At 38.9% G+C, this 13,085-nt stretch carries 9 protein-coding genes; 2 read left to right on the top strand and 7 right to left on the bottom strand.

Annotated elements, in window-relative coordinates; translation table 11 throughout:
* Positions 1-10: 10 nt before the first annotated feature.
* The 4 genes from OK025_RS03720 to OK025_RS03705 are packed head-to-tail and all read right to left on the bottom strand — an operon-like array spanning position 11 to position 4,829.
* Positions 11-571: a chemotaxis protein CheB gene (locus tag OK025_RS03720; RefSeq protein WP_317668377.1), complete on the bottom strand. Its 561-nt coding sequence runs from the start codon at positions 569-571 to the stop codon at positions 11-13.
* Between the two features lie 6 nt (positions 572-577).
* The gene (locus OK025_RS03715) at positions 578-1,387 is read right to left on the bottom strand and encodes a CheR family methyltransferase (protein WP_286896810.1); all 810 of its coding nucleotides are present in this window, start codon (positions 1,385-1,387) and stop codon (positions 578-580) included.
* A 17-nt stretch (positions 1,388-1,404) separates the two neighbouring features.
* The gene (locus OK025_RS03710; RefSeq protein WP_317668376.1) at positions 1,405-4,206 is read right to left on the bottom strand and encodes a hybrid sensor histidine kinase/response regulator; all 2,802 of its coding nucleotides are present in this window, start codon (positions 4,204-4,206) and stop codon (positions 1,405-1,407) included.
* 59 nt (positions 4,207-4,265) lie between these two features.
* A complete protein-coding gene (locus tag OK025_RS03705; RefSeq protein ID WP_317668375.1) occupies positions 4,266-4,829 on the bottom strand; it encodes a hypothetical protein in 564 nt (187 codons plus the stop codon).
* An 874-nt stretch (positions 4,830-5,703) separates the two neighbouring features.
* Here OK025_RS03705 and OK025_RS03700 point away from each other — a divergent pair.
* Together OK025_RS03700 and OK025_RS03695 are read left to right on the top strand one after the other, a co-directional pair.
* Positions 5,704-6,222 (top strand): KdsC family phosphatase, encoded by a 519-nt coding sequence (locus tag OK025_RS03700; protein ID WP_286896804.1) that lies wholly within the window; start codon positions 5,704-5,706, stop codon positions 6,220-6,222.
* A 2-nt stretch (positions 6,223-6,224) separates the two neighbouring features.
* A complete protein-coding gene (locus tag OK025_RS03695; protein ID WP_317668374.1) occupies positions 6,225-6,803 on the top strand; it encodes a Maf family protein in 579 nt (192 codons plus the stop codon).
* A gap of 54 nt (positions 6,804-6,857) precedes the next feature.
* On the opposite strand, the gene OK025_RS03690 is transcribed toward OK025_RS03695, so the two are convergent.
* The 3 genes from OK025_RS03690 to OK025_RS03680 all read right to left on the bottom strand — a co-directional run bounded on the left by OK025_RS03690 (position 6,858) and on the right by OK025_RS03680 (position 12,973).
* Positions 6,858-9,440 carry a TonB-dependent receptor domain-containing protein gene (locus tag OK025_RS03690; RefSeq protein ID WP_317668373.1) on the bottom strand — a complete coding sequence of 861 codons (2,583 nt, stop codon included), beginning with the start codon at positions 9,438-9,440 and terminating at the stop codon, positions 6,858-6,860.
* Between the two features lie 269 nt (positions 9,441-9,709).
* Entirely contained in the window at positions 9,710-10,129 is a 420-nt protein-coding gene (locus tag OK025_RS03685; protein WP_286896798.1) for an HYC_CC_PP family protein, read from the bottom strand.
* Positions 10,130-10,507: 378 nt separating this feature from the next.
* The gene (locus tag OK025_RS03680) at positions 10,508-12,973 is read right to left on the bottom strand and encodes a phosphocholine-specific phospholipase C (RefSeq protein WP_317668372.1); all 2,466 of its coding nucleotides are present in this window, start codon (positions 12,971-12,973) and stop codon (positions 10,508-10,510) included.
* Positions 12,974-13,085: the final 112 nt, after the last annotated feature.

Raw genomic sequence — 13,085 nt, 5'->3', positions numbered from 1 at the left:
AAATACAATTTTAAGTCAATTGCTTGATGTAATCTTTTATTTCTTGAATGGTCAAAATGCGTTCCTGTGCATCGAGTTGAATAGCTGCTTCGGGCATGATGGGAACTTCAGCCGTGGCAGGGTCTTGTACAAAAGTCGTCCCGCCGTATCGTTTTATCATTAATAATCCCTGTGCACCATCCTGATTCGCTCCAGAGAATAAGATAGCTGTACAATTTTCTTTATATATTTCGGCCACGGATTCGAAAGTCACATCAATTGATGGTCTTGAGTATTGAACAGGTTCTGAGATATCCAAAGAAAAGCTATAATCTGGTTCAACTAAAAGGTGATAGCCAGCAGGGGCAAAATAAATAGTCCCATTTGCTATCGCTTCCTTATCATCTGCAGTTTTTACTTTTTGAACAAGTGCTTTGGAAAGCGTGTCCTCAATACTAGAAGCATATTTGGGGTTTCGATGTACAATGACAATAACGGGTATAAGGATTGGCCGTTCCAATGACTTCAAGATATTTAGAATGACACTAAATCCACCTGCAGACCCCGCTAACAAAAGAATTTTTCTTTCCATCACGTATTACCCAATTTTTTGGTAAATATTCTGTTTCTTGTTTACGATCTTAAATTTAGCAGCGTCTTTGTAGTTGATTAAAGATTCTTTCGCTCCCAAGCATAAAAAGCCCAAATGGCAAAGTGAATGATAGAATAGATCCAGGACTTTATTTTGCAATTCGGTGTCGAAATAGATCAATACATTACGGCAGGTAATCAGTTGAAATTCATTAAAAACGCCATCGGATACCAAGCTATGCATGGAGAAAAGGACATTTTTTTTAAGACTATTATTAATGGTAGCGGCGTTGTACATTGCTGTATAATAATCCGACAATGAGTTTTTTGGCTCCGTTTTAATAAAATTTTCCGAGTATTCTTTCACTTTTGCAAGAGAATAGATACCACGTTTTGCCTTTTCTAACACTTTGCCGTTAATGTCGGTGCCATAAATAAACGCACGTGGGTAAAGATTTGCTTCTTCTAACAAGATGGCCAGCGAATAAACTTCTTCGCCAGTAGAACAACCGGCACTCCACAGTTTTATATGCGGATAAGTTGCGAGATAGGGAAATACATCTGTTTTTACAGCTTTATAAAAATCGGGATCCCTAAACATCTCAGTCACATTAACTGTAATTTCCTGCAGGAAATAGGTGCTGAATCCGGGTTGATTGATTAAATTGGATTTTAGCTCCTGTAGATTGAGCTTGTTAAGTTCCATTATTCTAGTCACCCGTCTTTTTAAAGAAGCTCTTGTATAACCGGATACATCATAGCCGTGTAGATTTTTGACTATATCAATAACTTCTTCCAACTCTTCAAAACTTATCATTACTACTCTTTTATCGGTTAACTCAGCCATACGCGCATTAGGGATATTAATTTGTCGACATCAACCGGTTTGCTAATGTAATCGTTTGCTCCGACAGCAATTGTTTTTTCTCTATCCCCTTTCATTGCTTTCGCTGTCACAGCAATAATAGGAAGGTTTGCAAATTTCTTGTTTGCCCTAATTTTTTCAATAGCCTCATAACCATCCATAACGGGCATCATGATATCCATTAAGACAAGGTCAATCTGTTTATTTCGTTCAAGAATATCCAACGCTTCCTGACCATTGTTAGCGATTTCAATGTTCATATCATAGCTTTCAAACGCCGTGCTCAGGGCAAAAATATTCCGCATATCGTCATCTGCCAGTAGTACGGTTTTGGAAGCTAAATTGTTTTCCGCAATTACAGAGGCTCCGGAATGATTGAACATCGTGTATTCGTGCTTATTGCTGCGGATTTTATTTAAGAATAAATTAACTTCATCAATCAGACGATTATTTGATTTAGCTGATTTAAGGACCATCGCCTGGCTATGATGCAGAATTTCGGAAGTCTGCTCTGTAGTGAGTTCCATTGCCGTATTGATGATAATGGGTAAATCCTTAAATTGAGTGTTCGATTTGATCTCATTTAGGAGTTCAATGCCTGATTTATCGGGGAGATTCAGGTCCATAATGATGCAGTCAAACAATTTCTCTTGATCTAATAGATCGAGGGCTTGTTTCGCATTGAAGGCCTGAAATATCTGAATATGCTGTTCTTCTAAAGATTGTTTGATAAAATCGCTTTGGATTTCCTGATCTTCCACCAGCAGAATTTTTTTCAATGGATGACTAGTCGACGCTTTTATTTTTAAGAATGTTTCAGCCAAAGATTCTTCTGAAACAGGTTTAGCCATAAATCCGATGGCTCCGGCAGAAATAGGTTCATCATGTAAAAATGTTCCTGCCGACATCATGTGTACGGGAATCTCCTTGGTGCTGTCAATTTTTTTGAGGTTACGAAGAACTTCCCAACCATCCATTTTAGGCAACATAATATCTAAGATAATTGCGGCAGGTCGTAAATTTTGTGCTTTTTGTAACCCATCTTGCCCATCATAGCTAATGTATACATCGTAGCCGTTTTGTTCGGCGTAGTCTTTTAGAATATCTGCAAAAATAAAATCATCCTCAATAATCAGAAGTTTATTGTGTTTTCCATCGTTGTCGATCGACTTCGTTTTTTCGACTATGGGATTTTCCTTCGGCATTTGTGACGGCGGATCAATTTCTTTTTCGATCGATGTTACTTTCGGGACTGGAATTTCCTGCTCCAGCGGGATACTGAAGGTAAAGATACTGCCTTCACCAACCTTACTGGATAAGCTTATTTTCCCTTTTAATAAGCTAGCAATTTCGCGGCATATCGATAAGCCTAAACCAGTGCCACCATATTTACGACTCGTTGAGCCATCTTCTTGTTTAAAAGCATCGAAGATTAGCTCTTGTTTTTCAGGAGCAATGCCAATACCGCTATCTTTAACCGTAAAAAGAAGATTTTCAGCTTCAGCTTCTATCGCTAAAGAGACTTCGCCCTTTTCACCTGTAAACTTGAACGCATTGGATAATAAATTCTTGAGGACTTGTTGTATACGATGTTCATCACCGATGAATTCCTGCGGTGCATTTACATTGACATCGAGTAGGAAGTCAATATTTTTCGACGCTGCGGTATCATTGAAAAAATCTTTAATATAATTGACAAGGTAGTTTGTGTTGATACGTTCTTTTTGGACTTCAACTTTACCGGATTCAATTTTTGCCAGATCCAACAATTCGTTAATTAAATGGAGGAGATCTGAACCGGCACTGTGAATAACAGAAGCATACTTTATTTGGTCCTCACTGAGGTTTTTCTTTTTATTATCCTGAAGTAATTTGGCAAGAATGAGAATACTATTAAGTGGTGTCCGCAGTTCATGGCTCATATTGGCCATAAATTCAGATTTATATTTGCTGGACAGCTCTACTTCCTCTATTTTTTGCGCTATGGCCTGACGGGCTTTTTCCAGATCTTCATTTTGTGCAAATAGCAATTTGGCCTTCTCGTCCAGCTCGTTATTGGTTTGGATAAGTTCTTCCTGCTGTACTCTAAGCTCTTCCTCAGAAGCTTCCAACAAATGTGTCTTATGGATTAACTCCTCATTTGTTGTTCTCAATTCTTCCTGTTGCGTCTCTAATTCCTCGGTCTGTTGTTGAAGTTCCTCATAAAGATCGGCAAGCTTTCCATGAGTTTGGGCTACTTTGATGATAACGGCAATGTTATCTTTTGCTTTATCCAGGAAGTTAAATCGTAGTTGCTCGTCTTTCTCATTGACAATGGGGCAACAGATTTCCATGACACCGACACAATGGCTTTCATAAGAGAAGGGAACAATATAGATCTCAGCGTCTAAGCGATCGGATAACGAGGTTTCTAAGATAAGATGCTTGTGGTCGACGTCTTTTATTTTAACGACTTCATGATTGTTTGCGACTTCGCCCAAAATGCCATCGTTTTCTTTAAACGTTCGTTTGATATACTGTGTGGAGGAAATACCAATTTTGTGGCAAAGCTGATACTCCTGATAGTTATCATCGAAAATGTAAATCGTTCCACCTAATGCTTTTGTCGTGGAAGCAATAACATGTAGGCTTATTTCGGCAATTTTCTTGTCTGTATAGTCACCGCGTAACTGTTCGTCGATGCCATTAATCGCATTCAAAATCCAGTTATCACTGTTGGTCTGTTCTTGCAATAGTTGGAGACTTTTATTGGATTCTTGTTGACTTTTCACTGTAGACCTCAGAAATCTAGAGATCGAGGAAATTTTAGCGAGAATATAGAAGAACCCACTTAAGCCAATAGCGATGAAAAGGTAAGTAATGTACTGGGCAGTTGCAGTTCATTTCTAGATTTTTCTAAGAGTCTTGCCCGTTGATCCAATAAGTCTCTCGACATGAGATCGATCTGATTTAATATCGAAGCTTTTCGTTCATGAATATTATGGGATATGGATTGAGTTTCCTTTGTGTGATCGATATCCTGCTCAAAGTTATAAAATGCAACAATATCTTTGCGGATGTTTTCGGTGCTGTTTGGTTGAACATGATAGAAATCATCTTTCAGACTTAAAGATCGCAACAGTTCGTCCATTTTTTTTAATTCCATTTTATAAGGAATAAATAGAGAAGCGTCTTTCTTATTCAGGTAATCCAGTTTGATATCATTTACCTCGTCGACACTTGATTTAATTTCATTAATGATATTGAATCTATTTTCGGCAACACGAACAATACTTCGCTCGTTATTTAAGTTATGATGCAGCGATATGAAAAAATATAGGGCCGAAAGGAAGATAAGCGAAAAAGAAATTATCACTCCTATGGTAATTTGCTTTCTATAATTTTTTCGATCCATGTTAGAATGAGTTTATCGTTTACTTTTCTGTAGGTATTGTATTTCGATGGTACCTGGGGAAAAAGATATATGTAAAATAACAAAAAAACTTGCTATTCCTAAAATAATCAAAAGTCAGCATAGAAACAAACCTATAAACAGTCAGGAGGTATCCCAAAATAATCGATTAGCGTGTAATAGCGAGTTTTTGTTAATGTAAGTGCAGCTTATGGCATGTGTGTCCTTTATTTCTTAGTCTGGATAAATTGGGATCAAGTAATGATCAAATTGGGTCTTTTAACAGTACTTGTTCAGTGCTCGTTCAGTGATTGTTCAGTGCTTGTTCAGTGATCACTCAGTATAGACTGAATAACCAGTGACTAATCACTGTCTAAAAATTGATCGAATATTGTTATTAGCTACGTATTGGTAGGGAGATGGTTCAGTCAGGTCTATTAAATAGAAGAAGAAAAAATGCTTATAAAAACAAAACCCTGATGATGGGCACCAGGGTTCGTTACTAACCAATTATAAACCTAAATTATGAAAAGACTCTTTAAGGGCTTCTAAACTAAATTAGTTGCCGTGTTATTCCATGAAAACTAAAAATGATTGTTTTTTAAATCTTATGCACGTTTCGAGCAAATAACTTCTCTGACTGCATATTGTTAGTGTTTCATAGTGAGATAACCTTTAATTATCTTCAACAAAGATACGGTAAATATACAGTAGTATCCAAATATTTTTTCGAATAAGTTGCTAATACAACTATGTTGTGACACACAAATGATATTTTGGCTTATCTGAATAATTATCTGACAGCCTCGTCAATTAGATCGGTATCGCTGCGCGAATAATTACTCGAAATGCCTTACATTTACAAAAATATATTTTTATGGTATTGACCGAATTTAAAGCGATAAGAGCATTTGTATTGGATGTAGATGGTGTATTGACTGATGGTACTGTACAAGTTAATGAAGAAGGGCATCAATTACGTACATTTAATATAAAAGATGGCTATGCGATGCAGTTGGCGATCAAGAAAGGCTATCCTATTTTTATCATCACAGGTGGAGGTTCGAAGGGGGTCGAGCAGCGGATGAAAGGTTTGGGAATCAAAGAAGTGTATTCAAAAGTTACTGACAAGCTTTCTAAAATGAAAGAACTTGCTTATGATTATAAGCTTGAATTAAATCAGTTGATGTACATCGGTGACGATATCCCTGATTTTAGCTGCATGAAGTCTGTTGGCGTAGCGGTTTCTCCGGCAGATGCAGTAGAAGAGATCAAGAAAATTTCGCATTATGTGTCTGGTTTTTGTGGTGGAAAGGGAGTTGTGCGTGAATTGATTGAAAAGGTCATGAAAGTACAAGGCAATTGGTATGAGGATGAAACAGTGAAAAGTATATAAGGATGTTGAAAAATCTAAAAAATAGAACAATTATATTAGGGTCTCAATCTCCACGGAGAAAACAGCTGTTAGCAGGGCTTGGGCTGACATTTGAAGTCGACGTTCGGGAGACGGATGAATACGTGGATCCGAATTTATCGGCTGCAGAGGTGGTTCGCCAAATCGCTATTCGTAAAGCGGAGGCATTTAGAGATAAAGACGATTGTTTGGTTATCTGTGCCGATACTATTGTCGTTTCGGACAAAGGCGAAATTTTAGGTAAGCCCAAAGATGAACAGGAAGCCAGGACAACTTTAACAAACTTGGCTGGTAAGAAACATTTGGTATTGACTGCCGTAGCGATCTTATGGGAGGGTAAGATTAGTACTTTCGTCGAAACGACAACTGTTTATTTTTACGAATTAGATGCGGATGAAATCGATCATTATGTTACTAAATTTTCACCATTAGATAAAGCCGGTTCTTATGGAATACAGGAATGGATCGGCTTAATCGCCGTAAAAAAAATTGAGGGAGAATATAATAATGTGGTCGGATTACCAACGGCAAAGCTTTATCAAGAATTGAAAAAGTTAATGTAAAAAAAAGCGGCTTTTGCCGCTTTTTTTTTATCCCTTGATTTTTTAGTTGAGCTGTTATTTGATGAAATAACGAACCCCAGTGTAGAACATGCGTCCTGTTAATGGTCCCCAAAGCATCGAAGTGTCAAAATAGTTTCCAAAGGGTTGATCCGCTGCAAGTATTGGCATATTTTGGAAATAATTAGACAGATTTTCTCCGCCCACATATACAGTGAAGTTTTTGTCTTTCCCAAAAGTTTTGCTAATCTGCGCATTCATGGTCGCATAAGCTTTTGATGCTGTAGGCATTTGATATTCAACGGGGTTCTCTGCTGTTGATGGAATGCGTTTTTGTCCAACTACATTCAGCGTATAGTCTACACTCCAGCCAGAATGGTGATTATATGCTAGGTTGACAAAGCCACGGTGTTTGGCCAATAGCGGTTTGGTCTTTCTGCCACTTTCAAAATCAGTTTGGACATCAAGTAAGCGATAGGCCAATCTCGTTTCAAAATGTGGTGCTGGCATAAAGCGAAATTCTGTTTGTAAGCTATTGGAGAAAGACTTCCCATTCAAATTGTAAAAATTGATCTCTCGGGGGTTTTCGTAATCGACCACGACCTGATTAGAGAAGCTGTTATGGAAAAATTCAACGGATGCCGAAGCCTCACGTCCAAAGATTCGCATACTTTGGTCTATCGCTATTCCGCTATTCCAGGAGACTTCAGGTTGTAGGCCATAAGCTTTATCGTATATATTAGGCGATTGAATAACCAATTTTCTACTACTTGCCAAGACGGCCGTATTCTCTGCAAATATATTTGCTGTACGTTGGCCTCTTCCTGAGCTAGCTCGAACCGTTGTTCCCGCAATCGGTGCATAACGTAAATGGATGCGTGGCGTTGTAAACCAACCATATAGGGAATTATAGTCTTGGCGGAGACCGATAATGGCATCAAATTTTTCTGATGGACTATAGGTATATTCTGCAAATGCTCCCGAAACCACTTCTTTCCTTTTGAAGTTTTGATCTTTTAAATACCACTCATTGTAATTGTCATAATTAATGGAGGCACCAACGCGATACTTGTGAGCGACTGTACCGATAATATCTTGAAATAAGAGGTTAGCATATCCATTTTGTTGGTCCGAATTGTAGTTATTGAGCCCAAAATAGCTTTTTTGATTGTAATTTGATCCTGCAAGCTGGAGACCTATGCTGCGGTGCTTATTTTCGGGGAACACGTAACCAATTTTAGCGAAACCTTCTACACGTTCAATATCAAACCCTAAACCATAGCGATTCGTTGTACCCTTATCTGTTTTTTCGTTAAAATCAATCTGCCCACCTGTACGGTCGTCATTGAGATATTTTACCCCAAATTGTACCATAAGTCCTTTTCCGTTTTCATAAAACCAACGGTTGACACCAGAGAATAGATTGCCAACAGGTACATCTCTAAATCCGTTGTGACTAAAGTTCATGGATTTATTGTACATGAAATTGTCGTGCAACAGAACTGCGGTGGACCAATGCTGACCAATTTTTTGTGAAAGATTTAAGTTGACATCTGTGCGTCCCATGTTGTTAGCATAGGCATTAAAAAACAATCTTTCTGAATTTTGCGGTTTTTTCAATTCGACGTTGATCTGTCCGGCCATGTTTTCGAAACCGTTGGCTACGGAACCGATACCTTTCGCGATTTGAATTGATTCAATCCATGTTCCTGCAATAGAATTTAAACCTAAAGGAGAAGCGAGCCCACGAGGTCCGGGTAAATTTTCAACGGTTAATTGGGTATAAATACCACTAAGGCCCAGCATTTGAATCTGTTTGCTGCCTGTTACCGCATCAGCACTGACGACATCGACGGAGGCATTGGTTTCAAAGCTCTCGCTTAAATCACAGCAAGCGGCTTTGAATAACTCTTTTCCTGTAAGAACTTCCAGTCGTGCAGGTGTCATACGGTCGATGTAATTTGAGCGTCGTGTTCCTTTAACCTCGACTTCCATCAACACATTTCCCTTTGCTGTAATCATGATGACTTCATGGAGATCTTTGACGGTGATGGTGTCAGGTTTCATCCCAACGTAACTTACAACCAATTTGTTGAATCCTTCTTTATGGTCCAATTTAAAAACACCATTTTCGTTTGTTCTTGTGTTTTTGGTTGGAAGGTTGGCCCAGTGTAGATTGGCGCCAATAATGGGCTTAAGATCCCCCTTTTCGTTTTCTTCAACGACAACACCGGTAACAGTATGTGGATGGTCATGGCTATCGGTTGTTACAATTTTCTTTTCGGGGATTTTGCCATTTTCCAAGCGTGGATACATACAACATTCGTGAAGTTTAGCATAGGATTCTTCATCGGCAACCAGGTTGTCTACATCGTGACCAACATGCGCAATGTTTTTCTTAATAGACTCCAGTTGTACTTTCTGAGGATTATATTTGATCTGTAACAGGTTGTCGCTGGCATTCCAAACAGCCATTTCTACACCATTCATTTTCGCGGCAGTTTCAATACGTTTTTTACACATGGCACAATTTCCGGCCACTGTAAGCGTCCTCGTACTGTCGGTCTGTGCCTGTACAAATGCCAGAAAAAATAAGGATAGAATGGTTGTCGTATATATTTTTTTGAAAATTTGATTCATCGTTTTAATTAAGAGTATTCGCTTCAACTAGCATTTAATTTTTACTTTCATGATATCGCGCGACCGCATTTATGGGTAACGGATCTATTTTTTCAGTTCTACTACTATTTTTGCTGAATGATTTAAAATCCACTGTTTTTAGTTCCGTGACAAGCGACGGAAAGATCAATGTTGGGAATGACAGTCTGCCATTCTTACGAAATATAAAAATTATACTGGACTTCGGTCAATTCAAGAAATTGAACTGTGTTCGGTGAAAAGAGGTGATATTAAATCCTAAAATTTTGATTGAGAATAAAAACAGGTGGGTTCTGTCTATTATCGCTCGCAAAAACGGTATACTTTAGTTTAGAAAAATCGTCTTCCTCCTCAGAGAAATGATAATAATTAAGTATCCAATGACGCGTAATTATTGCGGGAGAAAAAGTGTTAAAATCAAGATTTTGTGTTACTCGGCTGAAGTGATCGACTTTTTGTGCTTCGATCTTAACATCTTTACAGCTTCCTGTTTCATGACAGTGGTTCTGCTGTTTTTTTGCAGACTTGGCACAAAGAGGGCAGGCCATATTATGGCTTTCCGATAACGATACACTTTTTGTTTCTCCTTGGCAAAAATGAAGATGCAGTGAGGCACCACTTGCAGCGAGCAAATAGAAAAATAAGCCGATAAATAGTGCGATTTTCTTCATTGAAGCAAAAATAGAGAAAATATGTAATTTTTTTTTGTAATATTTTGGATAAATGTTATAACTTGTAGTAACAAATGAAAAACCAAAAATTACCAGAGTTATGTATTTATTATTTATTAATCCCGTCAGCTCCTATTTATTAGCTATCCTTTTGATTGTCGGGGCAGTTTTATTGTACAAAGGATTCTACCATCTCGCTCGTCGTATACAGGAATAAAACAATATATTAGACCTTATTCTCGGATACTGTTAGTAGCTTGAATATGTGCTGTTTCTTCTAAGATAGCAGCATGTAAGGATTATTCATTGAATTTTAACTATTCAGGTAAGACATGATAAGAATGGGAGTATTTATTTAGACACTCCCATTTACTTTGTTTATCGGCTTAATAAGGGATCACTTTTTCCTGCATTTCCAATCTCTATACGCCCCGCATATTGTTCCTCGAAGTTTGAGAAACCAGCGCAGGTGAGGCGGAAATCATACCAAAAATTTTGCTTAGCCAAATCAAAATGTATCTTAATGGATTGTCCCCCCTTAAGTTGCAGATTCTTTTTTTCTTTTCCATAGCTGGCGTCCTCAAAAACAAGTTGCTGGGTTGTTTTCCCATTGTTTGTACATGAAAAAGACAAACGCCCGGTAAACGCGGATTCATTTTTACTTTTTTCATAGGTACAGCGGACCTTTAACTCAGGGTTGTTTGTGTCACCTTTAAATGCTCGATAAAATCCATTTGGGCCATAGATCTCGAGGTGGTACATTTTTTTATCGAAGGCGTCTAGCGACCATTGGTCCGTTACACGATCTCCGGGAGAAATAGCATAATTTCTTGAGGTTCCAACTTCTCCTTTGTAGCTAGCAGCATGGTAGACTGTAAAAGGTGAGCCCGCAGCGTGTTTGCCAAAAATTTTATTTGAAGCTTCAAATGTGACCAAGTAATCCCCTTTGGATTGGTATTCGCCATGCACATAAAGTTCATAGGGAAGGATACAGGAATCCCGGAGCCCTTTTTCTTGTTTTGGGAAATAGGGTGAACTGCTGGGGTCTTTCTCTATTTGTTTGATCTCCATTTCGCTGAGCGCTTTGAAGCCCATGGGAAGGCCTTTGAACTTGGCTTGGTGAATCTCTTGGATAAAAGGTTCCCGTTCTAGTACCATAGGTTTGTTTATGGTTTCGCCATGATAGGGCCTAAATGCCGAAGTTAAGTCACCACATACGGTACGTCGCCAACTGCTGATGTTGGTTTCTTTTATATTTTTATTGGTTTTGTGATTAATAAACTTCTCCAGGAATTGTAAACTGGAGGTATGGTCAAATACTTGCGAATTGACCCAACCCCCTCTGGTCCATGGAGAGGCAATGATCATCGGTACACGATAGCCAAGACCGATATTGCCTTCTCTTCCGCTTTCAGGATAATATTGCTCATCGCGGCGGACAAATTCTAATCCAGGGTTGATTCCCGCTGATACTTTTCCGCTTTCTGTATCATCAGGATTCGGCGCCGTAAAGGGTGCAAAGTGATCAAAATACCCATCATTCTCATCATAGGTAAGTATAAAAATTGTTTTTTTCCAAACTTCTGGATTTTGGGTAAGAATGTCTATGATTTCGCTAACATACCATGCGCCAAACCAAGGAGAATCGGGATGGTCAGAAAAAAGCTGCGGTGGAGCCAGCCATGATACGGTTGGAAGTTTACCTTCCGCGACATCTTTTCGGAATTGATACAGGACATCTCCTTTAGGGATCTGTAACTCGCGCTGTTGCCCCCCTTCTTGATAATGCATTGTTTCCAATTCCATATAATCAGGCTGTGCACTGTTGTTAACAAAAGCACGGCGATGAATATCTTTTGTCCGCTCATCGAGCTTTTCAAAGTTCTCGGCAGTATATAGCTGTAATTCTTCTAGCGTATGTTTGAGATTTTTCTTTAAATTTTCAAGTGCTTCGCCAGTTGTTGTTTCGCTAATTTTACGTTCGAGATCCTCTTTTTTTAATGTCAGGAGCTGACGATAGCGTGGATGGTATTTGACTTGATATTGGGGGAAGTATTCCATCGGATTACAACCAAAATTGGCGAGCCAGCTGTTTGCTTCACCACTATAGCCAGCGCTGCTTGAAGAAATTTCATTTTGATAGATTTTCCAGTCTACGCCTAATTCCGAAAGGCGTTCGGGGAAAGTCGTCCATGTTGCTTTCCCGCTAAACTCGGAGTCACCATTCCAAACTAAGGCCTTTCCTGTAAGATTTTCCCGTATATTGGCGGTCCAGAAATAAAGCCTATTCGGATTCGTGCCGGTGATGCTCGAACAAAAGTGTTGGTCACAGATTGTGAAAGAGTCCGCGAGAGAATAGTAAAATGGAATATCTTCGCGGCTATAATGCCCCATGGTCAACGGTAGATTCGAAAATTCTTTAAATCCGGAGTGTTTTACATCCAGCCATTTGTTCATCTTGCCTTTATTGCGTGCATCTGTTTGATCGGTCCAGTTGTGGGGAAGACAACCCATCCAGGTGACTTTCGAATCTTTGATATCCAATCGGAAGGGAGCAAATGTTTCGCCGGATTTTTGCGTCTGAAACCAGACTTTATTCCGATTGGGTTGACGGATAGCTCTAGGATCATTGAAGCCTCTTACACCACGTAATGTTCCAAAGGCATGATCAAATGAACGGTTTTCCTGCATTAATAAAACAACGTGTTCGGCATCATAAAACGTGCTGCCCAATGCTGGATTAATAGCCATCGCTTTCGCAATGGCGGATGGAATAACATGGGAGATAGAAGCTCCCCCAGCAAGCATAGCTGCTTTCTTTAAAAAATCTCTTCGCGTATCCATGGTTATATCAGTATTGATTTGATTGGCTGCCTATTGCTTGGTTGATCAAGGCAACAAAGTCTCTTCGAAAAATCATATTTTCGAAAACTGTCTTAAAAATAAGAGTTCGATC

This window comes from Sphingobacterium sp. UGAL515B_05 (genome assembly GCF_033097525.1).
GTDB lineage: Bacteria > Bacteroidota > Bacteroidia > Sphingobacteriales > Sphingobacteriaceae > Sphingobacterium.
The sequence above is the reverse complement of the archived record's forward strand: the minus strand, read 5'-3'. Positions and strand labels throughout refer to the sequence as shown.

Coding starts and splice junctions, on each gene's coding strand:
- OK025_RS03680 (WP_317668372.1), bottom strand. CDS start 12,973: ATGGATACGCGAAGAGATTTTTTAAAGAAAGCAGCTATGCTTGCTGGG.
- OK025_RS03690 (WP_317668373.1), bottom strand. CDS start 9,440: ATGAATCAAATTTTCAAAAAAATATATACGACAACCATTCTATCCTTA.
- OK025_RS03720 (WP_317668377.1), bottom strand. CDS start 571: ATGGAAAGAAAAATTCTTTTGTTAGCGGGGTCTGCAGGTGGATTTAGT.
- OK025_RS03705 (WP_317668375.1), bottom strand. CDS start 4,829: ATGGATCGAAAAAATTATAGAAAGCAAATTACCATAGGAGTGATAATT.
- OK025_RS03695 (WP_317668374.1), top strand. CDS start 6,225: ATGTTGAAAAATCTAAAAAATAGAACAATTATATTAGGGTCTCAATCT.
- OK025_RS03685 (WP_286896798.1), bottom strand. CDS start 10,129: ATGAAGAAAATCGCACTATTTATCGGCTTATTTTTCTATTTGCTCGCT.
- OK025_RS03700 (WP_286896804.1), top strand. CDS start 5,704: ATGGTATTGACCGAATTTAAAGCGATAAGAGCATTTGTATTGGATGTA.
- OK025_RS03715 (WP_286896810.1), bottom strand. CDS start 1,387: ATGATAAGTTTTGAAGAGTTGGAAGAAGTTATTGATATAGTCAAAAAT.